Origin of the sequence: Streptomyces sp. Edi4 (genome assembly GCF_040253615.1) — a bacterium.
GTDB lineage: Bacteria > Actinomycetota > Actinomycetes > Streptomycetales > Streptomycetaceae > Streptomyces.
The window spans coordinates 4,920,308-4,941,418 of sequence record NZ_JBEJGY010000004.1 but is presented as its reverse complement, the minus strand read 5'-3'; the positions used below and the strand labels follow the sequence as shown (position 1 = coordinate 4,941,418).

At 72.0% G+C, this 21,111-nt stretch carries 25 protein-coding genes and 3 tRNA genes; 6 read left to right on the top strand and 22 right to left on the bottom strand.

Features of this window, described 5'->3' with window-relative positions; translation table 11 throughout:
• The first annotated feature begins 31 nt into the window (after positions 1-31).
• Entirely contained in the window at positions 32-676 is a 645-nt protein-coding gene (locus tag ABR738_RS24460; RefSeq protein ID WP_350232119.1) for an NAD(P)-dependent oxidoreductase, read from the top strand.
• A gap of 15 nt (positions 677-691) precedes the next feature.
• Here the strand turns inward: ABR738_RS24460 and ABR738_RS24455 are convergent, their stop codons facing one another.
• The 6 genes from ABR738_RS24455 to ABR738_RS24430 form a co-directional block, all read right to left on the bottom strand.
• Positions 692-1,756: a UDP-N-acetylmuramate dehydrogenase gene (locus tag ABR738_RS24455; RefSeq protein WP_350234716.1), complete on the bottom strand. Its 1,065-nt coding sequence runs from the start codon at positions 1,754-1,756 to the stop codon at positions 692-694.
• A gap of 91 nt (positions 1,757-1,847) precedes the next feature.
• Positions 1,848-2,279: a MaoC family dehydratase gene (locus ABR738_RS24450; RefSeq protein ID WP_350232118.1), complete on the bottom strand. Its 432-nt coding sequence runs from the start codon at positions 2,277-2,279 to the stop codon at positions 1,848-1,850.
• A 1-nt stretch (position 2,280) separates the two neighbouring features.
• Positions 2,281-2,733 carry an FAS1-like dehydratase domain-containing protein gene (locus tag ABR738_RS24445; RefSeq protein ID WP_350232117.1) on the bottom strand — a complete coding sequence of 151 codons (453 nt, stop codon included), beginning with the start codon at positions 2,731-2,733 and terminating at the stop codon, positions 2,281-2,283.
• A 184-nt stretch (positions 2,734-2,917) separates the two neighbouring features.
• Complete coding sequence (gene rpmG, locus ABR738_RS24440) at positions 2,918-3,082, bottom strand: 50S ribosomal protein L33 (protein WP_003956487.1); 165 nt, start codon at positions 3,080-3,082, stop codon at positions 2,918-2,920.
• A gap of 88 nt (positions 3,083-3,170) precedes the next feature.
• Positions 3,171-3,243: transfer RNA gene (locus ABR738_RS24435), tRNA-Met, on the bottom strand.
• 44 nt (positions 3,244-3,287) lie between these two features.
• A tRNA-Thr gene (locus ABR738_RS24430) sits at positions 3,288-3,360 on the bottom strand.
• 251 nt (positions 3,361-3,611) lie between these two features.
• Here ABR738_RS24430 and ABR738_RS24425 point away from each other — a divergent pair.
• Positions 3,612-4,883 carry an amidohydrolase family protein gene (locus ABR738_RS24425; RefSeq protein ID WP_350232116.1) on the top strand — a complete coding sequence of 424 codons (1,272 nt, stop codon included), beginning with the start codon at positions 3,612-3,614 and terminating at the stop codon, positions 4,881-4,883.
• 115 nt (positions 4,884-4,998) lie between these two features.
• The gene (locus ABR738_RS24420; protein WP_350232115.1) at positions 4,999-5,655 is read left to right on the top strand and encodes an SDR family oxidoreductase; all 657 of its coding nucleotides are present in this window, start codon (positions 4,999-5,001) and stop codon (positions 5,653-5,655) included.
• Positions 5,656-5,673: 18 nt separating this feature from the next.
• On the opposite strand, the gene ABR738_RS24415 is transcribed toward ABR738_RS24420, so the two are convergent.
• Complete coding sequence (locus tag ABR738_RS24415; protein WP_350232114.1) at positions 5,674-6,384, bottom strand: hypothetical protein; 711 nt, start codon at positions 6,382-6,384, stop codon at positions 5,674-5,676.
• A 55-nt stretch (positions 6,385-6,439) separates the two neighbouring features.
• Positions 6,440-6,521, bottom strand: a tRNA-Tyr gene (locus ABR738_RS24410).
• A 227-nt stretch (positions 6,522-6,748) separates the two neighbouring features.
• Between ABR738_RS24410 and ABR738_RS24405 the strand changes: the two genes are divergently transcribed.
• The 3 genes from ABR738_RS24405 (at position 6,749) to ABR738_RS24395 (ending at position 8,537) form a co-directional block, all read left to right on the top strand.
• Positions 6,749-7,237: a YajQ family cyclic di-GMP-binding protein gene (locus ABR738_RS24405; RefSeq protein WP_350232113.1), complete on the top strand. Its 489-nt coding sequence runs from the start codon at positions 6,749-6,751 to the stop codon at positions 7,235-7,237.
• Positions 7,238-7,359: 122 nt separating this feature from the next.
• Positions 7,360-7,869, top strand: a complete 510-nt coding sequence (locus ABR738_RS24400; RefSeq protein WP_350232112.1) for a methylated-DNA--[protein]-cysteine S-methyltransferase — start codon at positions 7,360-7,362, stop codon at positions 7,867-7,869.
• Positions 7,866-8,537, top strand: coding sequence for an alpha-ketoglutarate-dependent dioxygenase AlkB family protein (locus ABR738_RS24395; protein WP_350232111.1), 672 nt, complete (start codon positions 7,866-7,868; stop codon positions 8,535-8,537). Before ABR738_RS24400 ends, ABR738_RS24395 begins: the two co-directional genes overlap by 4 nt.
• Positions 8,538-8,571: 34 nt before the next feature.
• Here ABR738_RS24395 and ABR738_RS24390 read toward each other — a convergent pair whose 3' ends face one another.
• From ABR738_RS24390 to ABR738_RS24325, 14 genes are all read right to left on the bottom strand, one after another.
• Positions 8,572-8,841 (bottom strand): GlsB/YeaQ/YmgE family stress response membrane protein, encoded by a 270-nt coding sequence (locus ABR738_RS24390; protein WP_350232110.1) that lies wholly within the window; start codon positions 8,839-8,841, stop codon positions 8,572-8,574.
• A 115-nt stretch (positions 8,842-8,956) separates the two neighbouring features.
• The gene (locus tag ABR738_RS24385; RefSeq protein ID WP_350232109.1) at positions 8,957-9,349 is read right to left on the bottom strand and encodes a YccF domain-containing protein; all 393 of its coding nucleotides are present in this window, start codon (positions 9,347-9,349) and stop codon (positions 8,957-8,959) included.
• A complete protein-coding gene (gene htpX, locus ABR738_RS24380) occupies positions 9,346-10,209 on the bottom strand; it encodes a zinc metalloprotease HtpX (protein WP_350232108.1) in 864 nt (287 codons plus the stop codon). The genes ABR738_RS24385 and htpX overlap by 4 nt, the downstream gene beginning before the upstream one ends.
• Before the next feature lie 145 nt (positions 10,210-10,354).
• Positions 10,355-10,813, bottom strand: coding sequence for a large conductance mechanosensitive channel protein MscL (locus tag ABR738_RS24375; protein ID WP_350232107.1), 459 nt, complete (start codon positions 10,811-10,813; stop codon positions 10,355-10,357).
• Between the two features lie 135 nt (positions 10,814-10,948).
• Entirely contained in the window at positions 10,949-12,559 is a 1,611-nt protein-coding gene (locus tag ABR738_RS24370) for an NADH-quinone oxidoreductase subunit N (RefSeq protein ID WP_350232106.1), read from the bottom strand.
• Positions 12,556-14,136, bottom strand: coding sequence for a complex I subunit 4 family protein (locus tag ABR738_RS24365; RefSeq protein WP_350232105.1), 1,581 nt, complete (start codon positions 14,134-14,136; stop codon positions 12,556-12,558). Before ABR738_RS24365 ends, ABR738_RS24370 begins: the two co-directional genes overlap by 4 nt.
• Before the next feature lie 3 nt (positions 14,137-14,139).
• Positions 14,140-16,179 carry an NADH-quinone oxidoreductase subunit 5 family protein gene (locus tag ABR738_RS24360; protein WP_350232104.1) on the bottom strand — a complete coding sequence of 680 codons (2,040 nt, stop codon included), beginning with the start codon at positions 16,177-16,179 and terminating at the stop codon, positions 14,140-14,142.
• Entirely contained in the window at positions 16,176-16,544 is a 369-nt protein-coding gene (gene nuoK, locus ABR738_RS24355) for an NADH-quinone oxidoreductase subunit NuoK (protein WP_350232103.1), read from the bottom strand. Before nuoK ends, ABR738_RS24360 begins: the two co-directional genes overlap by 4 nt.
• On the bottom strand, positions 16,544-17,182 hold the full coding sequence (locus ABR738_RS24350) for an NADH-quinone oxidoreductase subunit J family protein (RefSeq protein ID WP_350232102.1): 639 nt from the start codon (positions 17,180-17,182) through the stop codon (positions 16,544-16,546). The genes nuoK and ABR738_RS24350 overlap by 1 nt, the downstream gene beginning before the upstream one ends.
• Positions 17,179-17,853, bottom strand: a complete 675-nt coding sequence (locus tag ABR738_RS24345) for a NuoI/complex I 23 kDa subunit family protein (protein WP_350232101.1) — start codon at positions 17,851-17,853, stop codon at positions 17,179-17,181. The genes ABR738_RS24350 and ABR738_RS24345 overlap by 4 nt, the downstream gene beginning before the upstream one ends.
• Positions 17,853-18,821 (bottom strand): complex I subunit 1/NuoH family protein, encoded by a 969-nt coding sequence (locus tag ABR738_RS24340; protein WP_350232100.1) that lies wholly within the window; start codon positions 18,819-18,821, stop codon positions 17,853-17,855. Before ABR738_RS24340 ends, ABR738_RS24345 begins: the two co-directional genes overlap by 1 nt.
• The gene (locus ABR738_RS24335) at positions 18,814-20,028 is read right to left on the bottom strand and encodes an NADH-quinone oxidoreductase subunit C (RefSeq protein ID WP_350232099.1); all 1,215 of its coding nucleotides are present in this window, start codon (positions 20,026-20,028) and stop codon (positions 18,814-18,816) included. The genes ABR738_RS24340 and ABR738_RS24335 overlap by 8 nt, the downstream gene beginning before the upstream one ends.
• On the bottom strand, positions 20,025-20,630 hold the full coding sequence (locus tag ABR738_RS24330) for an NADH-quinone oxidoreductase subunit B (protein WP_350232098.1): 606 nt from the start codon (positions 20,628-20,630) through the stop codon (positions 20,025-20,027). Before ABR738_RS24330 ends, ABR738_RS24335 begins: the two co-directional genes overlap by 4 nt.
• Positions 20,621-21,028, bottom strand: coding sequence for an NADH-quinone oxidoreductase subunit A (locus tag ABR738_RS24325; protein WP_350232097.1), 408 nt, complete (start codon positions 21,026-21,028; stop codon positions 20,621-20,623). Before ABR738_RS24325 ends, ABR738_RS24330 begins: the two co-directional genes overlap by 10 nt.
• Positions 21,029-21,111: the final 83 nt, after the last annotated feature.

Here is a 21,111-nt window from a genome sequence, read left to right as displayed (position 1 = left end):
TACTCACCCATCCAAGGAGTGGAGTGACGCCATGAGGCTCACGGTTTTCGGTGCCACCGGCGGCATCGGCAAGGAAATCGTCACGCAGGCCCTGGCGGCGGGGCACGACGTCACGGCGGTCGTCCGCGACCCGGCCAGGTTCGCCGTCACCGGCACGGGCCTCGGCACGGGCCTCACGGTCTTCCGCGCCGACCTGACCGACCCGGTCCCGCTGCGCGAGGCGATCTCGGGCCGAGACGCGGTGCTGTCGGGCCTGGGCGCCCGCAAGCGGTCCGACGCCGGAATCACGACCCGGCTCACCCAGGCGGTGCTGGGCGCGATGGAGGCCGAGGGGACGCGCCGCCTGGTCGTCGTGAGCGCGGCGCCGGTCGGGCCCGAGGCGCCCGGCGACGGCCTGCTCGACCGGGGCATGCGGTCCATGATCAGCGCGATCCTGAAGGACGTGTACGCCGATCTGCGCGCCATGGAGGCCGCGTTGGCGGCCTCCGCCACGGACTGGACCTCCGTACGTCCGCCCAAGCTCACCGACAAGCCCCTGACCGGGGTCTACCGCCGCGTCGTCGGCGGCACCCCCCGGGCCGCGCGGACCATCGCGCGGGCGGATGTGGCGCACGCCATGCTGGCCTGCCTGGACGACCCGGCCACGGTCAAGCAGGGCGTGGGGGTGGCGTACTAGAGGACGCGCGGGGCGTCAGAGCTCCACGCCGACACCCACCGGCTCGTTCACCAGCGTCACACCGAACGCGCGCTCCACCCCGGCCACCACCTCGCGGGCCAGCGCGAGCAGGTCCTCGGTCGTGGCGCCGCCCCGGTTGGTCAGCGCCAGGGTGTGCTTCGTGGAGATGCGGGCCGGGCCGCTCCCGTACCCCTTGGTGAACCCGGCCTTGTCGATCAGCCAGGCCGCCGAGGTCTTGGTGCGGTCGCCGCCGACGGGCCAGGCGGGAGGCGTCGTGTCCGCGCCGAGCCGGTCCTTCGCGCGGGCCAGGAAGGCCGCGTACGCCTCGTTGGTGAGGATCGGATTGGTGAAGAACGACCCCGCCGACCAAGTGTCGTGGTCCTCGGGGTCGAGCACCATGCCCTTGCCCGCGCGCAGCTTCAGGACGGTCTCGCGGGCGACGGCCGCCGGGACGCGGTCACCGGGCTCGACTCCGAGGGTGCGCGCGGTCTCGGCGTACTTGACCGGCGCGGACAGGCCGCCCGCATCCTCCAGCTCGAAGACGACACGGAGCACGGCATAGCGCTCGGGGTGCTGCTTGAAGCGGCTGTGGCGGTAGGAGAAGGCGCACTCGGCGTTGGTGAGCGTCACCGTGGCGCGCTCGAGCCGGTCATAGGCGACGACGTGCGTGAGGGTGCTGGAGACCTCCTGGCCGTACGCCCCGACGTTCTGGATCGGGGTGGCGCCGGCCGAGCCGGGGATGCCGGCGAGGCATTCGATGCCGGCGAGCCCGGCCTCGACGCTGCGCGCTACGGCGTCGCTCCACACCTCGCCGGCGGCGAGTTCGAGGCGGGTGCCGTCGAGGTCGAAGCCCCGGGTGGCGATGCGCAGGGCGGTCCCGGCGAAGCCCTTGTCCCCGATGAGCAGATTGCTGCCGCCGCCGATGATCAGGAGCGGGGTGCCGCTGTCGTCGGCCTCGCGCACGGCGGCGACGATCTCGGCGTCGGTGGTGGCCGTGATCAGACGGTCGGCCGGGCCGCCGAGGCGGAGGGTGGTCAGGGGGGCGAGGGGGGCGTCGTGGAGTTCCTGCACGGAGTCCAGCGTACGGGTGCGGGCGGGCCGGGGTGCGGCGGCCCGGGCGGCGCGGCCGCCCGTGACCGCCGGGGGGCGGCAGCCAGGGCGGCCCGCGTCGTCAGGCCAGTCGCACGACGGCCCGGGACATCCCGAGCACCTTCTGTCCCGCGCTCATCGCGGTGATGTCCACGCGGACCGTGCGCGCCTCGTCGTCGAGCTTGGCCGCCACCTTGGCGGTGACCTCGATCAGCGCGCCCTCGTCGTTCGGGACGACCACCGGCTTGGTGAAGCGGACGCCGTATTCGACGACGGCGCCGGGGTCGCCCGCCCAGTCCGTCACCACGCGCACGGATTCCGCCATCGTGAACATCCCGTGGGCGATGACGTCCGGGAGGCCGACCTCCTTGGCGAACTTCTCGTTCCAGTGGATCGGGTTGAAGTCGCCGGACGCGCCCGCGTACCGCACGAGCGTGGCACGGGTCACGGGGAAGGAGGCGGCGGGCAGCTCGGTGCCGGGCTCGACGTCCTCGTAACGGATCTTCGCGGTCATCTCAGGCCCCCTCGGCCGCTCGGGACACCAGCTTGGTCCACGCGGTCACGACGTGTTCGCCGTCCTCGTCGTGGACCTCGCCCCGGATGTCCAGAATGTCGTTGCCCGCAAGGGACTTGATCGCCTCGATGGTCGAGGTGACGGTGAGCCGGTCGCCCGCGCGGACGGGACGGCTGTAGGCGAACCGCTGGTCGCCGTGTACCACCCGGCTGTAGTCGAGGCCGAGCTGGGGGTCCTGGACGACCTGGCCCGCCGCCGCGAACGTGATGGTGAACACGAAGGTCGGCGGCGCGATCACATCGGTGTGCCCCAGCGCTTTGGCCGCCTCGGGGTCGGTGTAGGCCGGGTTCTCGTCCCCGACCGCCACGGCGAACTCGCGGATCTTCTCGCGGCCCACCTCGTACGGGGCGGTGGGCGGATAGGTCCGCCCCACGAAGGACTGGTCGAGCGCCATCGGCTGGCTACCTCCTGCGGATGAGGGTGAGAGGGGAACATCGGCTCGCGCACGTGAGCCTCACGCACGTCAACCTCGCGCACGTCAGCTCACGCACGTCGGCCTCGCGCACGTCAACGCCGAGAGGCCGCTCCCCGGTGTGGGGAACGGCCTCTCGAACGAGCCTGAATGCCAGACGCCGTTGTTAGCGGGTCTCGCGGTGCGCGGTGTGCGAGTTGCAGCGCGGGCAGTGCTTCTTCATCTCAAGACGGTCCGGGTTGTTACGCCGGTTCTTCTTGGTGATGTAGTTCCGCTCCTTGCACTCCACGCAGGCCAGCGTGATCTTCGGGCGGACGTCGGTGGCAGCCACGTGAGTGCTCCTTGACGGACGGGTTGACGGATGAACGCATGAAAGAGTAGCCGATCGAAGGACCGACCCCACAATCGGCTACTGTGTGTAGCGGTGACCGGACTTGAACCGGTGACACAGCGATTATGAGCCGCTTGCTCTACCGACTGAGCTACACCGCTTTGACACGGAGTCCCTCACCCGAAGGTGAGGGCTTCCGCACCAGAGCCCCAATACGGAATCGAACCGTAGACCTTCTCCTTACCATGGAGACGCTCTACCGACTGAGCTATTGGGGCGAGCGAGGAAGACATTACACGGTCCCTCGCCGATCGCCCAAATCCGTTTCGCGCCGCCGCACCAGCGGTCTCCCGAGGGACCCTCCCAGCGGTCCCGTAGGCCACTCAGGGCCACACCGGTACGACTATTTCGCTCCTCCTCGATGCGTGCCGCGGCCGCCCCTAGGCTCGCCTCACGCTGCGTGATCTGCCCGCCCGAGCCCGATCACCCGAGCCCGCTCACCCGAGCCCGAGCCCGACGCAGGAGCGCGATGTCCGACAGCCACCAGCAGCCGGCCCACTCCCCCGGCACCGGCGAGGGCCCTGACCCCGCCTCCGGCTCCTCGCTGCTGCTGTGCGGCGCGCTGCTCGCCGACGGACGCGGCGTGGACGTGCGGCTCGGCGGCGGTCGCATCGAGGCGGTGGGCACGGCCGGCAGCCTGGCCGCGCCCGGCTCCTCGCGCGTCGACCTGAACGGGTTCCTGCTGCTGCCCGCCCCCGCCGAGCCGCACGCCCACAGCGACACCGCCCTGACCGCCCTCGGCGCGGAGGGCCCGGTCTCCTACGCGGTCGAGGAGGTCCAGCGCCGGGCCACCGAAGCGGCCCTGCTCCAGCTCGGGCACGGCGCCACCGCGCTGCGCTCGCACGTACGCATCGACGAGGTGAGCGGGCTCGACCCGCTGGAGGCGGTGCTCCAGACCCGTCGCTCCCTGCGCGGCCTCACCGAGCTCGCCGTGGTCGCCGTACCCCGGCTCCTGACCGGGGTGGCCGGCGCCGACGGGCTCGCGATGCTGCGCGACGCGGTCAAGATGGGCGCCTCCGTGGTCGGCGGCTGCCCCGATCTGGACGCCGACCCGGCCGGTTACGCGCAGGCCGTCTTCGAGCTCGCCGCCGAGCACGGCTGCGCGGTGGACCTGCACACCGACGGCACCGACCCGGCGCGCCTGGCCCGGCTGGCGGCCATGTCCGGCGGTCTGCGCCCGGGTGTCGTCATCGGCCCCTGCGGCGGCCTGTCCCGCCTCCCACGCGAGACCGCGGCCCGGGCCGCCGACCAACTCGCCACGGCAGGCGTCGCGGTGACCTGTCTGCCCCAGGGCGGCTGCGGTATGACGGACCGTCAATCCGTGGCGCCGGTACGTCTGTTGAGGTCGGCAGGGGTGCGACTCGCCGCCGGGAGCGGGACGTTGCGCGACGTCTCCAACCCGGTCGGGCGCGGCGACCCCCTGGAGGCCGCCTATCTCCTCGCCTCGCAGGCCGGGCTGCGCCCCGAGGACGCGTACGCGGCGGTCAGCACGGTGGCGCGCGAGACGATGGGCCTGCCCGAGGTGCGCGTGGAGGCGGGCTTCCCCGCCGAACTGCTCGCCGTACGCGGCGAACGCATCGCCGGCGCCCTCTCCCTCGCCTACAGCCGCATCGTCATCCACCGGGGCCGCGTGGTGGCCCGTACCAGCGCGGTGCGTGAGTACTGCGACTCGGCGGCGGCCGTCGCCCTCGACCTTCCCCGGCAGGGCCGGGCCGAGTCCTCACGGGGCGAACCGGGCTGAGCCGGCGGCCACGCGCACGCACCGCGCCCGGGGGCCCGGTGGCCCCCGGGCCTCAGCCCCAGCCCCAGCCCCGCCCCGCCAGCGGACCGCGCCATCTCCGCGTACCGTCGTGACCATGCGCATTGTCATCGCTGGAGGTCATGGTCAGATCGCGCTGCGCCTTGAGCGGCTGCTCGCGGCGCGCGGCGACGAGGTGGCGGGCATCATCCGCAAGCGGGAGCAGGCGGACGCCCTGCGGGAAGCCGGCGCCGAGCCGGTGGTGCTCGACCTGGAGTCCGCCTCCGTGGACGAGGTCGCCGACGTGCTCAAGGGTGCGGACGCGGTGGTGTTCGCGGCCGGCGCGGGCCCGGGCAGCGACGCGGCCCGCAAGGAGAGCGTGGACCGCGCGGCGGCCGTCCTGCTCGCCGACGCGGCGCAGCGGGCGGGCGTACGCCGCTACGTCATCGTGTCGTCGATGGGCGCGGACGCCTCGCACGCGGGCGACGGCGTCTTCGACGCCTACCTGCGCGCGAAGGGCGCGGCCGACGACGCCGTACGCTCCCGCGCGAGCCTGGACTGGACGGTCCTGCGCCCCGGATCGCTGACCAACGACGCGGGCAAGGGCCTGGTCTCCCTCGCCGCCTCGACCGGCCGCGGCGCCATCCCCCGCGACGACGTGGCGGCGGTCCTGGCCGAACTCGTGGACACCCCGGCCACGTCGGGCCTGACCCTGGAACTCATCGCGGGCTCCACACCGGTCACGGTCGCGGTCAAGGGCGTGGCAGGCAACTGAGCGCGCCTTCGGCGATGCTCAAACGGGAGCCAGGACTGCGGCAGGGGCCCCGAAGTCGCGCAGGGTGAGGGCGTTCTTGACCGCCGAGCCGTCGGGCGCGGTGAACTCCTGCTCCACCCGGACCACGCGCCCCTTCCCGTCGATCCACACGGAGTTGGCGAAGGAGTCGACACCGGCGAGGTTGCCGGCGGCGACCGGGTCGACCGCCTTCAGGTCGGCCGGAGTGGTCCGGGCGGTCAGCCGGCGCGTGGGACCGGTCCCCTCGTCGTCGCCGACGGCGCCCTTGGCCCCGTGGACGGCGAGGAAACGGGCGTAACCGCGCAGGTTTCCGGCCGGAATGCCACCTTCCGCCGTTGCGGCGTCGAAGGAGGCCCAGGCGCCGCTGCCGGACACGGGGCGCCGGTAGACCCGGGTGGCCGTAATGATCACGTCCTCGTCCGGGGCCCCGCTGGTCTCCTCCGCGAGGCGCCCGGTGAGCGGACCGTTGAGGTTCACCCGCCCCTGGGCCTGGTAGACCTGCTCGCCGTTGCGCAGCGAGATCGCCCTCAGCTGCGCCGAGCAGGGCCGCGTGTCCGCGCCGTCCAGCAGCTTCACCGCCGCGTCCTCGGCCGTGGCGCCGCCGCCGCACCCCGACACCAGCAGGCCCACCAAGGCCGCCGCGAACCCGCCCGCTCTTCTCCCCCGCCCACGCGTGAGGCCCGCCACCCGCACCACTCCCCCTCGGAACACGAAGAAACCCCCGGTGATCCGCGTTACTGCGGATCACCGGGGGTTTCACCCAGTGTGGCGGCGCCAGGATTCGAACCTGGGTAGGCAGAGCCGACGGATTTACAGTCCGTTCCCATTGGCCACTCGGGCACACCGCCATGGGATGTCGCCACCGGATCTCCGCTGTGGGGCGGTGCTCCGTGGCAACGACGTAAACGATACCTGATGCTCAGGGGTGCTTCGCCACCCCATTGATCAGCGCTCTCCCGCGCGGGGGGTGGCTAGGCTTTGGGACGGTGGTTCGGCAGTGGGGCCGGGTCGCCGCGCGCCCGGCCGCCGGCTCGTGCGCACCCCCGACACACCCCGATCCAAGGAGCCACAGGACATGGCCGACTCCAGTTTCGACATCGTCTCGAAGGTCGAGCGGCAGGAGGTCGACAACGCCCTCAACCAGGCCGCCAAGGAGATCTCGCAGCGTTACGACTTCAAGGGCACGGACGCCTCGATCTCGTGGTCCGGCGAGAAGATCCTCATGCAGGCGAACGGCGAGGAGCGGGTCAAGGCGATCCTCGACATCTTCGAGTCCAAGCTGATCAAGCGCGGTATCTCCCTGAAGTCGCTGGACGCGGGCGAGCCGCAGCTGTCCGGCAAGGAGTACAAGATCTTCGCCTCCATCGAGGAGGGCATCTCCCAGGAGAACGCCAAGAAGGTCGCCAAGGCCATCCGCGACGAGGGCCCCAAGGGCGTCAAGGCCCAGGTCCAGGGCGACGAACTGCGTGTCTCCTCCAAGAGCCGCGACGACCTCCAGGCCGTCCAGGCCCTGCTCAAAGGCAAGGACTTCGACTTCGCGATCCAGTTCGTGAACTACCGCTGACCCCTGCCGCCGGCCCGGTCCGCCCCCGCTCGGGGCGTCCGGTCGTGGTGTCTGATTTCCGCCAGCGCGAGGGGCGGTCGGGGTCGCAGACTCGGTGTCGTACGCAAAGAAGGGAAAGTGCGATGACTGTTTACGCGACCCTCGAAAGCCCCCTGGGTGCGCTGTTGCTCGTGGGGCAGGAGTCGGCGACCGCGCCGGGCGGGACCGCGCTGGTCTCGCTCTCCGTGCCGGGGCAGAAGGGCGGCGCCGTGGTCGGGGACGGGTGGCGGCGGGCGCCGGGGGCCTTCGCCGCGATCTCCGCGCAGCTGCGGGCGTACTTCGCCGGTGAGCTGACCCGCTTCGACATCGAGTACGCCGCGGACGCGCCCGGCACCGCCTTCCAGCGCCGGGTCTGGGCCGAGCTGGACGCGATCGCGTACGGGACGACGACGTCGTACGGGGAGATCGCGCGGCGGCTCGGCGCCTCCCCGGTGATGGTGCGCGCGGTCGGCACCGCGATCGGGCGCAACCCCCTGCTCGTCGTGCGGCCCTGCCATCGCGTGATCGGCTCCGACGGCTCCCTCAAGGGGTACGCCGGCGGCCTGGAGCGCAAGGCGGCGCTGCTCGGGCTCGAGGGCGCGCTCGCCTCATGAGCGAGGGGCTGTTCCGGCTGCCGCGGCCCGGGCGGGCCGAGATCGCGCCCGGCGCGGTCCATGTGCCGGACTGGCTGCCGCTGGAGGGCCGGCGCGAGCTGGTCGCCGCCTGCCGGGAGTGGGCGCGCGGGCCGGTGCCCATCCGGCACACCGTGCTGCCAGGCGGCGGCGTCATGTCGGTGCGGACGGTGTGCGTCGGATGGCACTGGCAGCCCTACCGCTACACGCGCACGGCGACGGACGTGAACGGGCACGCGGTCGCCGCGTTTCCGGAGTGGCTGCGGGAGTTGGGGCGCTCGGCGGTCGCCGCCGCCTATGGCAACCCGGACGCCGGGGCGCGCTACCGGCCCGACACCGCGCTCATCAACTTCTACGACGGCGCCGCGACGATGGGCCTGCACCAGGACAAGGACGAGCGGTCCGACGCGCCCGTCGTCTCGCTGAGCATCGGCGACAGCTGTGTCTTCCGCTTCGGCAACAGCGAGAACCGGGGCCGGCCCTATACGGATGTGGAGCTGGCCTCCGGCGATCTGTTCGTCTTCGGGGGGCCGTCCCGTTTCGCGTACCACGGCGTCCCCAAGGTGCTCCCGGGCACCGGCGATCCGGCGGCCGGTCTCGCCCGTGGGCGGCTCAATATCACCTTGCGCGAAACGGGACTTGACGGGTGAACGCCTCAATTCACCCTGCCCCACCCCCTGTTGGTCAGCGGCTGCGTGAATTGCCGAACAGGATGCGGTAGATGATCAGCAGGACGAGCGAGCCGCCGATCGCGGCCACCCAGGTCGCGCCGTCGTAGAAGCTGTGGGCGACGGGCCGGTCCAGCCAGCGGGCCGATATCCAGCCGCCGACGAACGCCCCCGCGATCCCGATGAGCGTCGTGCCCACGAGACCGCCCGGGTCGCGGCCGGGGAGCAGGACCTTGGCGATGACTCCGGCGATCAGACCGAGGACGATCCAGCTGACCATGCCCATGGCGGGAACCTGCCTTTCGTGCGTACGCGCTCACGGGCACTTGCCGTGTTGCGTAATTCCGCAACTGACGTCTTCGCCGGGGAAGACGCCCGAAGGGCCCGCGCGGTTGCGGCTCTCAGCGCGCGGCGAACGGCTCGTTCGTGGAGACGATCTCCTTGCCCAGGGGCAGCAGGGACACCGGGATGAGCTTGAAGTTGGCGATGCCCAGCGGGATGCCGACGATCGTGACGCAGAGCGCGATGCCGGTGACGATGTGGCCGAGCGCGAGCCACCAGCCCGCCAGGACCAGCCACAGGACGTTGCCGACGCAGGAGGGCGCGCCCGCGCCGCGCCGGTCCACCACGGTGTAGCCGAACGGCCAGAGCGCGTACCTGCCGATGCGGAAGGCGGCCACCCCGAAGGGGATGCCGATGATCGTGACGCACAGCAGCGCGCCGGCCAGGAGGTAGCCGAGGAACATCCAGAAGCCGCACAGAATCAGCCAGATGATGTTCAGAATTGTCTTCACGGGCGGCGACCTGCCATTTGTTCGAGTCGGGCGATGCGTTCCGCCATGGGCGGATGGGTCGAGAACAGTTTGGACACTCCCTGACCGGGGCGGAAGGGGTTGGCGATCATCATGTGGCTGGCCGTCTCGATCTGCGGCTCCGGGGGCAGCGGCAGCTGCTGGGTGCCCGCTTCGAGCTTGCGCAGCGCGCTGGCCAGGGCCAGCGGATCACCGGTGAGCTGGGCTCCGGACGCGTCCGCCTCGTACTCACGTGAGCGGCTGATCGCCAGCTGGATCACCGAGGCGGCCAGCGGGCCGAGCAGCATGATCAGCAGCATGCCGAAGATGCCGGGCCCCTCGTCGTCGTTGGAGCGGCCGAACGGGATCAGCCACGCGAAGTTGACCAGGAACATGATCACCGACGCGAGGGCGCCGGCGACCGAGGAGATGAGGATGTCGCGGTTGTAGACATGGCTGAGCTCATGGCCGATCACGCCCCGCAGCTCGCGCTCGTCCAGGATCCGCAGGATCCCGTCCGTGCAGCACACCGCCGCGTTGCGCGGGTTGCGGCCCGTCGCGAAGGCGTTGGGCGCCTGGGTGGGCGAGATGTAGAGCCGGGGCATGGGCTGGCGCGCCTGCGTCGAGAGGTCGCGGACCATCCGGTAGAGCTCCGGGGCCTCGAACTCGCTGACCGGGCGCGCGCGCATGGCCCGCAGCGCCAGCTTGTCGCTGTTCCAGTACGCGTACGCGTTGGTGCCCAGCGCGACCAGGAGCGCGACGATCAGCCCGGTGCGCCCGAAGAAGCTGCCGATGACGATGATGAGCGCGGACAGTCCTCCGAGAAGGACAGCGGTCTTCAGCCCGTTGTGCCGGCGGTGCACGGTACGCCCTCCAAGTGGTGCGGTGGGGAGCCTTCGCAGGTGGTCCTCCCGATGTCCAGTGGACTCTCCCGTACTGGTCAACGCCAGGCGGGGGACGCTGGTTCCCTTGTGCGCGCCGAAGGGCGGTTACGCCGTCCGTGTCCGCTCAGCGCGGCGCGGGCAGCCCGGCGAGTTCCAGCGCCTTCGGGTCGGGCTCCAGCTCGCTCGTGCAATGCGCGCAGCGGGTCGCGATGCCGGGAACCTGGGAGTAGCAGGCGGGGCAGTCGCGCAGCGCGGCCTTGATGTCCACCGGCTTGTCCTTGCGGTCGAAGCGGGCCTGCACCTTCATCATGGGCACGACGACGACGAAGTACAGCACCGCCGCCGTGATCACGAAGGCGATGGCCGCGGCGACGAACTTGCCGTAGGGGAACGTCACGCCGTCGGCGCTGAAGGTCGCCGTGCTGAAGTCGCCGGTCGAGCGGGTGGCCAGGCCGATCAGCGGGGTGATGAACGCGGTGCTGAAGCCCGTGACCACCGCCGTGAAGGCCGATCCGACGGCCAGACCGACCGCCATCGTCACTATGTTCCCGCGCAGGATGAAGTCCTTGAACCCGCTCAGCACCGCTCTGCTCCCTGATGTCTCTCGTCGTGTTCCGCGCCGTCGCACGCGCGTGCGCGCCGGGATGTACGCGTACGACACTGCCGTCTCCAGGGCGCCGGCGCCAAACCGCGCCCTTGGCGCCGCGCCCCGCGGACCTCAGAAGAGGGTCACGGTGGCGAAGTGCAGGACCAGTTGGGGCAGGCCGGACAGGACGACCCCGGCGACGGCGGTGAGCCCGATGGCGAGCGAGAGCGGGGCGGGGACGCGGGCGCGTACGGGCCGCTCGGCCGGGGACCCGGGCCCGGATCCGTGCGCGGACTCGTTCACGGACGGGTTCGTGGTCTCGTGCACGGACTCGTTCGCGGACTCGTCGGCGGTCCGCGCCGGGCGGAACAGGAGCGCGGTCCAGCGCAGGTAGTAATAGAGGGCGACGACCACGTTGAGCGCCATGACGACCGCGAGCCATCCCAGGCCCGCGTCGACGGCCGCCGAGAAGACGGTGACCTTGGCGAACAGGCCGATGATGCCCGGCGGGAGGCCTGCCAGGCACAGCAGGAAGAAGGCGAGCGCGAGCGCGGCCAGGGGGCGCTCGGCGTACAGGCCCCGGTAGTCGCCGAGGCGGTTCAGGGGCCGCTCGCGGGCCACCAGGGCGGCGACCGCGAACGCGCCCAGGTTCACGACGGCGTACATCAGGGCGTACGCGACGGTCGCGCCGACCTTGCTGTCGCTGGAGTACGCGGCGGCCGCGATCGGCACCAGGAGGTAGCCGGCCTGGCCCACCGAGGACCAGGCCAGCAGCCGGACCGCGCTGTGGGCGCGGGTGGCGGACTGGCGCAGGGCGGCCGCGTTGCCGAGCGTCATGGTCAGCGCGGCGAACACAGCGAGCGCCGGGCCCCACACGTCGGCGTACGCGGGGAAGGCGACGACCGTCACCAGGATGAGCCCGGAGAAGCCGACCGCCTTGCCGACGACGGAGAGGTAGGCGGCGATGGGCAGGGGGGCGCCCACATAGGTGTCGGGCACCCAGAAGTGGAAGGGCGCCGCCGCCGTCTTGAAGGCGAAGCCGACCAGGGTCAGGACGACGCCCACCTCGGCGACGGTCGCCAACTGGCCGGGAACGGTGGCCAGTTGGGTGGCGAGTTCGGTGAGGTGCAGGGTGCCGGTCGCCGCGTACACGAAACTGACGCCGAGCAGCATCACGGCCGTCGCCGTCACCGACGACAGGAAGAACTTCAGGGCCGCCTCGGAGGAGAGCCGGTCGCCCCTCTTGAGGCCGACGAGCGCGAAGGCGGGCAGCGAGGCGACTTCCAGGGCCACGACGAGGGTGGCCAGGTCGCGGGCGGCGGCCAGCAGGGCCGCGCCGGCCGCCGAGGAGAGCAGCAGGAACCAGAACTCGCCGGCCGGGAGCTTGTCCTCGGTGTCCTTCATGGCGAGCAGCGCGGTGAGCAGGGCGCCGCCCAGGACCAGCGCCTGGATGACGAAGGCGAACTGGTCGGCGGTGTAACTGCACGCGTCGGGGTTGGCGGTCAGACAGAACGTGGAGCGGCTGCCGGTGCGCAGCGGCGTGAGCGAGGCGAGCGCCACGACGAGCCCTGCGGCGGTGATCCAGCCGAGGAGCGGCTTGCGCCGCGCAGGCAGGAACAGGTCGGCGAGCAGCACGACCAGGGCCAGGACCGCCGTGATCAGGGGTGGCGCGATCGCGGTCCAGTCGACGGACTGGACCAGGCTCGCGGTGCCGGCCGCCGCGGTGGTGACGTCGGGGGTCACGACTTGCCTCCTGCGAGGAGCTTCTGGACGGCCGGGTCGGTGAGGCCGAGGAGGACCGCGGGCCAGAGCCCGGCGAGGACGGTGAGCGCGACGAGCGGGCTCCAGGCGGCGAACTCATGGCCCTGGATGTCGGCGAGCACGGGCCCTTCGGCGGGCTTGGCGCCCATGCAGACCCGGCGCACGACGACCAGCAGGTACGCGGCGGTGAGCAGGGTGCCGAGGGCCGCGATGGCCACGAAGGTGCGGTAGGCGGGGCGGCTGAGTCCGGCCGCCGGGTCGAAGGCGCCGAACATCGCCAGCATCTCGCCCCAGAATCCGGCGAGTCCCGGCAGCCCGAGCGAGGCGACCGCCGCGAAGGCGAGCAGGCCGCCGAGGCGCGGGGCCCGGCCGTAGAGCGCGGCTCCGGTGGCGCCGGCCAGGGTGTCCAGGTCGGCGGTGCCGTAGCGGTCCTTGAGGGCGCCGACCAGGAAGAACAGCAGGCCGGTGATGAGACCGTGCGCGATGTTGGCGAAGAGCGCGCCGTTGACGCCGGTCGGGGTCATCGAGGCGATGCCGAGCAGCACGAAGCCCATGTGGCCCACGGAGGAGTACGCGATCAGCCGCTTCAGGTCGCCCTTGTTGCCCTCCTTGGCCAGGGAGAGGCAGGCGAGCGACCCGTAGATGATCCCGGCGACCGCGAAGGCCGCGAGGTAGGGCGCGAAGGTGTGCATGCCGTGCGGCGCGACCGGCAGCACGATCCGTACGAACCCGTACGTGCCCATCTTCAGGAGCACCCCGGCGAGCAGCACCGATCCGACGGTCGGGGCGGCGGTGTGGGCGTCCGGGAGCCAGCTGTGCAGCGGGAACATCGGGGTCTTGACCGCGAGCCCGATCCCGATCGCCAGAACGGCGACCACCTGCACCGACGTGGTCAGTCCCCGGCCGTTGTCAGTGGCGAGTGCCACCATGTCGAACGTGCCCGCCTTGACCCCGATCAGGAGCAGGCCGAGCAGCATGACGACCGAACCGAGCAGCGTGTAGAGGATGAACTTCCAGGCGGCGGCGGCCCGTTCGGCCCCGCCCCAGCGGGCGATGAGGAAGTACATCGGGATGAGGACCATCTCGAAGGCGAGGAAGAACAGCACGAGATCGAGGACGGCGAAGGTGGCGAGGGTGCCGGACTCGAGGACGAGCAGGAGCGCGACGAACGCCTTCGGGTTGGTTCCCTGCCCACGCGGGGGCGATCCGTAGCTGTACAGCGCACAGAGGAAGGTCAACAGCGCGGTCAGGACGAGGAGGGGGAGGGAGATGCCGTCGATGCCGAGATGGATGTGGACGTTGAGAGCCGGGATCCACTGGATGTCCGTCGTGGCCTGCATCTTCGACGGGTGGCCCCGGTCGAAGCCCAGCGCGAGGACGATCGCGGCGATGAGGATCACGCCGGTCACGGTCACGCCGTGGCGCAGCACGGCCTGCTCGGGGCTGCGGCCCTTGAGACCGGGCGGCGCGGGCAGCAGCGCCGCCACGGCCCCGATCAGGGGGAGGACGACGATGAACGCCAGAAGGAACCGCATCACGGACTCGCTGATATCAATCACGGCTCAGGACCCCGAGGTGACGTTGGCAAGGACGACCACGGCGGCCGCCAGGACGAGGGAGCCGGCCAGCAGCGCGCCGAGGTAGCGCTGCACATTGCCGTTCTGCGCGCGGCGCACGGCCCAGCCGAGCCCGCGTGGCCCGGCGCTCGCGGCGCGTACGTAGGTCTCGACGACTTCCCGGTCAAGGAAGCGGACCAGGCCGGCCGCCGCGAGGACCGGGCGGACGAACAGGGCGGAGTACACGGCGTCCAGGTGGAAGCCGTTGGCCGCGTGGCGGTGCAGTGGGCCGAGCAGGAGCCGGCCGGGGTCGGCGGGGTCGGGGGCGGAGGCGATGGACCCGTAGACCTCGGTGTGGCTGGCGATGGCCTCCTCCTCGACCAGGCCGGCGCCGCCCTCGGGGTGGGCGGCGACGGCGCCCATCGGGGTACGGGCGGCCCGCGCCGAGGTGTGGCGCCAGGCGGCGTAGGTGACCAGAGCGCCGATGAGCGCGACACCCGTGGACAGCACGGCGGTGGTGAGGGCCGGCGTGAGGGGCCGCCCGTCGAACCAGCCGGCGAGACGTCCCGTGGTGAGTCCGAACGCGAGGGAGGGGACGGCGAGCACCCAGAGCACGGCGTTCATGACGACCGGCTGCCGCCTTGGGGTCTCCCCTGCTCGAACGGAGTGGAGAGCGTGGGGAAGGTCCGGGGCCTCGGCTTCCCTGCCCCGGAAGGCGAGCAGCCACAGGCGCGTCGCGTACGCGGCGGTGAGCAGGGCGGTGACCAGGCCGGCGATCAGCACGGTCCACCCGGCGCCGGACGGGGCGACATGGCTCTCGCCGAGCGCGGTGTGCTCGGCGGCGGACAGCACGGCCTCCTTGGAGAAGAAGCCGGCGAAGGGCGGGATCGCGGCGAGCGCGAGCAGCGCGACGGTCATCGTCCAGTACGCGTCGGGGATCCTCTTGGCCAGGCCCCCCATGCGGGACATGGCGGTCAGGGAATTGGTGCCGGAGGCGTGGATGATCACGCCGGCGGCGAGGAAGAGCAGCGCCTTGAAGGCGCCGTGCGACAGGAGGTGGAAGACGGCGGCGCCGCGGTCGCCGACGGCCAGGGCGCCCGACATGTAGCCGAGCTGACCGATGGTCGAGTAGGCGAGGACCCGTTTGATGTCGTCCTGCGCGAGCGCGGCGAGCGCCGAGCCGACCATGGTGATCGCGGCCATCACGGCGAGCACGGTCATCGCGGCCGCCGACGCGGCGAAGACGGGCAGCAGCCGGGCCACGAAGTAGATGCCGGCGGCCACCATGGTCGCGGCGTGGATCAGCGCGGAGACCGGAGTCGGGCCGGCCATCGCGTCGGGCAGCCAGGTGTGCAGCGGGAACTGGGCGGACTTGCCGGCCACCCCGGCGAGCAGCAGCAGCGCGATGAGGGTGGGGTGGCCGATCCCACCGGTCAGGGCGGCCTGCACGACGCCGGTGATCCGGAACGTACCGGCGTCGGTGGCCAGCGCGAACAGGGCGATCAGGAAGGGGACGTCGCCGAGCTTGGTGACCAGGAAGGCCTTCAGGGATGCGGCGCGCGCCTCGGGGGTCTCCCAGTAGTGGCCGACCAGGAAGTACGAGCAGATGCCCATGATCTCCCAGCCGACCAGAAGCACCATGAGGTCGCCGGAGTAGACGACGAGGAGCATCGCGGAGGTGAACAGGGAGACGAGCGCGGCGTAGGAGGTGTAGCGCGGGTCGTCGCGCAGATAGCCCGTCGAGTAGAGCTGGACGCAGGTGGCGACGAGGCCGACGAGAACGGCGACGAGGACCGCGAACCCGTCCAGATGGAGGGCGAGTTCGATCGGTACGGAGCCGGTCGGGGTGAGCCTGGTGGCGGCGTCGATCGTCTTGCCGCCGCCCTGGTCCACGGCGACGGCGATCGCGAGACCGAACGCGGCGAGCGTCGGGAGCACCGCGAGCGGGCGGACGAAGCCGGGAACGCGGCGGCCGAGCAGCAGGGCGGCCGCGGCGCCCAGGAACGGCAGGACGGGGACCAGGACGGCGAGGGTCGTGGTGGTCACGCGGCGGCCTCAGCCTTCTGCGCCGGGGCGGCGGGGTCTTCGGGGTCCGCCGGGCCGTGGCCTTCGGCGGTGTCGCGGAGCTTGTCGATGTCGGCGGTGCCTCGGTTGCGGTACACCGCGAGCACGATCGCCAGACCGATGCCGATCTCGGCGGCGGCGATGGCGATGGTGAACAGGGTGAGCGCCTGGCCCGCGTGCAGGCTGTCACGCAGCCAGACGTCGAAGGCGACGAGGTTGAGGTTGACGGCGTTGAGCATCAGCTCGACGGACATCAGGACCAGGATCGCGTTGCGCCGCGCGAGCACACCGTAGAGGCCGACGCAGAACAGGAGGACGGCGAGCACGGCGGGATAGGCGAGGTGCATCAGCGCGTCTCCGTCTCACGGGGGGCGGCGGGGCCGGGGGCCGCGCCGAAAGCGTCGTCGGCGAGTGAGGCCGTGGCGTCCCCCGGGCCGCTCCTGCGGGAGAGCACGATCGCGCCGACCAGGGCCGCGAGGAGCAGGACGGACAGCGCTTCGAAGGGCAGCACCCAGTGCCGGAACAGGATCTCTCCGGTCACCTTGGTGGAGCCCTGGGCCGCGCCGTCCAGGTCGATCCAGCTCGTGCGGAAGGCGTCCACGACGACCCAGACCAGGGCGCCGGCGGCGGCCACGGCCACCGTGAGCGCGGCCCAGCGGTTGCCGGAGTCGGCGTCCGGGGAACGGCCGATGGGCGCCCGCGTGAGCATCAGCCCGAACAGAAGGAGCACCACGATCGAACCGACGTAGATGAGGACCTGCACCCAGGCGATGAACTCGGCGGTGAGCAGGAGGTATTCGACGGCGAGTCCGCCGAGCGCCACGACCAGCCACAGCGCCGCGTGCACGAGCTGCTGGGTCGTGACGGTCAGGACGGCCGCGGCGAGGGTGGCGACGCCGACGAGGACGAAGGCGATCTCCACGCCGGTCGGCGACAGGAAGCCGTGCGGCGCGGTGAGGGCCGCCTGGGCGAGAACGGCGCTCATGCCTGCCCTCCCTCGGGGGCGGAGTCGGGGCCGGAGCCGGGGCCGGGGGTGGCATCCGGGGTGGAGCGGGTCTCGGCCTGGGCGCCATCGGCGGCCTGCGCGGCATCAGCGGCCTGCGCGGCATCAGCGGCCTGCGCGGCTTCCACGGCCTGCGCGGCGGCCAGCTTGTCGGCGGCCTTGCGGGCGGCGGCGACCTCCTTGGGCTCCTCCGCGCCGGGGTCGAGCGCGGGCGGGGCCGGGACCGTCCACATCCAGTCACGCAGCTTGTCGCGCTCATGGGTGAGTTCGTGGATGTCCGTCTCGGCGTACTCGAACTCCGGCGACCAGAAGAGCGCGTCGAAGGGACACACCTCGATGCAGATGCCGCAGTACATGCAGAGCGAGAAGTCGATCGCGAACCGGTCGAGGACGTTGCGGCTGCGTTCGCGGCCGCCTTCGACCGCCGCCGGGACCGTCTCCTTGTGGGAGTCGATGTAGATGCACCAGTCGGGGCACTCGCGGGCGCACAGCATGCACACCGTGCAATTCTCCTCGAACAGGCCGATCACGCCCCGGCTGCGGGGCGGGAGTTCGGGCTGGACGTCGGGGTACTGCGCGGTGACGGTCTTCTTCGTCATCGTGCGCAGCGTGACAGCGAGGCCCTTGGCGAGGCCGGAACCGGGGACAGCCATTAGCTGATCGCCACCTTCACGATGCCGGTGAGCGCGATCTGGGCGAGCGCGAGCGGAATGAGCGTGGTCCAGGCGAGCTTTTGCAGCTGGTCCTCGCGCAGGCGCGGATAGCTGACCCGGAGCCAGATGACGACGAAGGCGAGTACGGCCGTCTTGAGCAGGGTCCATACCCAGCCCAGGCCGTCGGCGCCGCCCGGGCCGTGCCAGCCGCCCAGGAACAGGACGGTGGTCAGGCCGCACAGGACGACGATGCCCGCGTACTCGGCGAGCAGGAACAGCGCGAAGCGCAGGCCGGTGTACTCGGTGTACGCGCCGAAGATGATCTCGGAGTCGGCGACGGGCATGTCGAACGGCGGGCGCTGGAGTTCGGCGAGACCTGCGACGAAGAAGACGAGCGCGCCGACGATCTGCCAGGGCAGCCACCACCAGTGGAAGGCATTGAGGATGCCGGGCAGCGAGACCGTGCCGGCCGCCATCGCCACGGAGGCGGCGGCGAGCAGCATCGGCAGCTCGTACGCGAGGAGCTGTGCGGCGGTGCGCAACCCGCCCAGCAGGGAGAACTTGTTGGCCGATGCCCAGCCCGCCATGAGCGAGCCGAGTACGCCCACGCCCATCACGGCGAGCACGAAGAAGATGCCCGCGTCGACGGCCTGGCCGACCGCGCCCTGGCTCGGGCCGATGGGGACGGCGACGAGGACGAGGAGGTAGGGCAGCAGCGCGACGGCGGGCGCGAGCTGGAAGATCCGCCGGTCGGCCGCGGCCGGGACGATGTCCTCCTTCTGCGCGAACTTCACGCCGTCGGCGACGAGTTGGGCCCAGCCGTGGAAGCCGCCCGCGTACATGGGGCCGAGCCGGCCCTGCATGTGCGCCATCGCCTTGTGCTCGGCCTGCCCGACGACCAGCGGGAGGACGAGGAAGACGACGAAGACGACGACGATCCGGAGGGCGACGTCGAGTGCGTCATTCACGCGGGTCGCCTCCGGCGGGGTCGGTTGGTTCGGCGGGGTCGGATCGTTTGTGGGAGTCAGGCTCGGCGTCGGGTTCGGCGGGGCCGGACGGTTCGGGTTCGGCGGGGCCGGACGGTTCGGGCGCGGACTCCGGTGCGGACTCCGGTGCGGACTCCGGCGCGGGCTCCGGTGCGGGTCGGGGGCGGGGTTCGCCCGCCGGGCCCGGGTCCGTCTCGTCGAAGGCCGGTTTCGGGTTGTGCCAGGGGGCGTCCGAACCGCGCGTCCTGGCCGGCGCGGCGGGCTCGGCCTCGACGTTCGCGCCGGCTTCCCGGGCTGCCGCGTCGGGAGCCGCCTGCGAGGCGGACCCCTCGCTCGCGCTCCGGTTGCGGCGCGGACGTACGGCCGGGGCGTCGGAGCCCGAGGGCGCCGCCGGAGTCGCAGCCGTACCCGGAGTCACCGGCGCACCCGGGGCCGCAGGAGTACCCGGGGTCGCCTGAGTACCCGGCGCCGTCTCCGTGCCCGGCGCCTGGGACGCCGAGCCCTCCGACACGCTGCGCGCGCGCCGCACCGGACGCTCCCCCGCCGCGCGGGCCGGACGCTCCCCCGCCGCACGAGCGGGGCGGGCCGGGCGGGCCGGGGCCGGGGGGAGCTGGCCCTTCAGGGGGCCCCACTCGTTGGGGTCGGGGACGCCGGGCGGAAGCATCTGGCGGCGCTTGGGGCCCTGCGCCCCCGCCGCCGGCTCCCCCGGCTCCTTCGCACCCGGCCACGCCTTCGCGACCCGGGCCGCGAGCACGAAGTCCTTGCGCAGCGGGTGGCCCTCGAAGTTCTCCGGCAGGAGCAGCGGCACCAGGTGCGGGTGGCCGGTGAAGTCCACGCCGAACATCTCGTGGGTCTCGCGCTCGTGCCAGGCCGCGCCCGCGTACACATCGACGGCGGACGGCAGTACGGCGGCGGCGTGCGGAACGGTCGTGCGCAGGAGCAGCCGGCGGACCGCGCCGTCGGCCAGGGCGACGACATGCGCGCAGACCTGGAAGCCGGTGCCGGGCTCGTCGACCGCGCTCAGCCAGTCGAAGTAGGTGCAGCCCAGCTGGTCGCGGGCGGTTTCGAGGGCGGCGATCCAGGAGTCGGCCGGCACGTCCACGGTGAGCAGGTCATACGCCCGCGCCGCCGTGGCCCCGGCCCCGAAGATCTCGGCGACGCCGTCGGGCAGGGTGTCGTACGCGTTCACGCCCGCCCCTCCCCGGGCACGGGCGGCGCGGCCACGAGCCCGCTGGTCAGCTGGGCCGGGGTGGCCGCGTCGGCGTACCGCTCGCCGAGCGATTCGCGGGCGATCTTCTCCTGGAGCTTGAGGATGCCCTGGAGCAGCGCCTCGGGCCTGGGCGGGCAGCCGGGCACGTAGACGTCGACCGGGATGATCTGGTCCACGCCCTTGGTCACCGAGTACGAATCCCAGTACGGGCCACCGCAGTTGGAGCAGGCGCCGAAGGAGATGACGTACTTGGGCTCGGGCATCTGCTCGTAGAGACGCTTGACCGCGGGCGCCATCTTGTCCGTGACCGTGCCGGAGACGATCATGAGGTCGGCCTGGCGCGGCCCCGGCGCGAAGGGGATCACGCCGAGCCGGATGAAGTCGTGGCGGGCCATCGAGGCGGCGATGAACTCGATGGCACAGCAGGCGAGGCCGAAGTTGAAGACCCACAGGCTGTAGCGGCGGCCCCAGTTGAGGACCACCTTCATCGGCTCGGGGGCCAGGCGCGAGAGCACGCCCAGTCGCTTCGGCTCGGGCAGCGGAACGGGCTGCGAGGCGGGCCCGGGAGTCGTCACGTCCATTCCAGGACGCCCTTCTTCCATGCGTAGAGCAGTCCCAGGGCCAGAAAGCCCAGGAAGATGAACATCTCGACCAGGGTGGCGGCGCCGAAGCCGGGCGCCGCGAAGACGGTCGCCCAGGGGAAAAGGAAGATCGAGTCGACGGCGAAGATCACGTACAGGAACGCGTAGACGTAGTAGCGGACCTGGGTGTGGGCCCAGCCCTCGCCCACCGGGTCCACTCCGCACTCGTACGTGAGCATTTTCTCGCGCGTCGGCACGACGGGCCGCAGCAGCCGCCCGGCCGCGAAGGCCACGGCGACGAACAGCACGCCGACCACGGCCAGCAGGCCGACGACCGAGTAGCTGTGGAAGTAGTCGGCAGCCAACGCCGGCGTCTGGCGCACGATCGGTTCCGGCACGTCGCGCCCCTCGTTCCCTGGCCTCGATGGTCTCGATGATCCCGTAGCGCCCTGTTCGACGCTGTGTACGCACGGGAGTCTAG

Excerpts from the sequence above, each read along its gene's own strand:
- ABR738_RS24390 (WP_350232110.1), bottom strand. The coding sequence starts at position 8,841 with ATGGGCATGGTCAGCTGGATCGTCCTCGGTCTGATCGCCGGAGTCATC.
- ABR738_RS24350 (WP_350232102.1), bottom strand. The coding sequence starts at position 17,182 with ATGAGCGCCGTTCTCGCCCAGGCGGCCCTCACCGCGCCGCACGGCTTC.
- nuoK (WP_350232103.1), bottom strand. The coding sequence starts at position 16,544 with ATGCACCTCGCCTATCCCGCCGTGCTCGCCGTCCTCCTGTTCTGCGTC.
- ABR738_RS24445 (WP_350232117.1), bottom strand. The coding sequence starts at position 2,733 with ATGGCGCTCGACCAGTCCTTCGTGGGGCGGACCTATCCGCCCACCGCC.
- ABR738_RS24395 (WP_350232111.1), top strand. The coding sequence starts at position 7,866 with ATGAGCGAGGGGCTGTTCCGGCTGCCGCGGCCCGGGCGGGCCGAGATC.
- ABR738_RS24405 (WP_350232113.1), top strand. The coding sequence starts at position 6,749 with ATGGCCGACTCCAGTTTCGACATCGTCTCGAAGGTCGAGCGGCAGGAG.
- ABR738_RS24345 (WP_350232101.1), bottom strand. The coding sequence starts at position 17,853 with ATGGCTGTCCCCGGTTCCGGCCTCGCCAAGGGCCTCGCTGTCACGCTG.
- ABR738_RS24425 (WP_350232116.1), top strand. The coding sequence starts at position 3,612 with ATGTCCGACAGCCACCAGCAGCCGGCCCACTCCCCCGGCACCGGCGAG.
- ABR738_RS24420 (WP_350232115.1), top strand. The coding sequence starts at position 4,999 with ATGCGCATTGTCATCGCTGGAGGTCATGGTCAGATCGCGCTGCGCCTT.
- ABR738_RS24460 (WP_350232119.1), top strand. The coding sequence starts at position 32 with ATGAGGCTCACGGTTTTCGGTGCCACCGGCGGCATCGGCAAGGAAATC.
- ABR738_RS24330 (WP_350232098.1), bottom strand. The coding sequence starts at position 20,630 with ATGGACGTGACGACTCCCGGGCCCGCCTCGCAGCCCGTTCCGCTGCCC.
- ABR738_RS24400 (WP_350232112.1), top strand. The coding sequence starts at position 7,360 with ATGACTGTTTACGCGACCCTCGAAAGCCCCCTGGGTGCGCTGTTGCTC.
- ABR738_RS24450 (WP_350232118.1), bottom strand. The coding sequence starts at position 2,279 with ATGACCGCGAAGATCCGTTACGAGGACGTCGAGCCCGGCACCGAGCTG.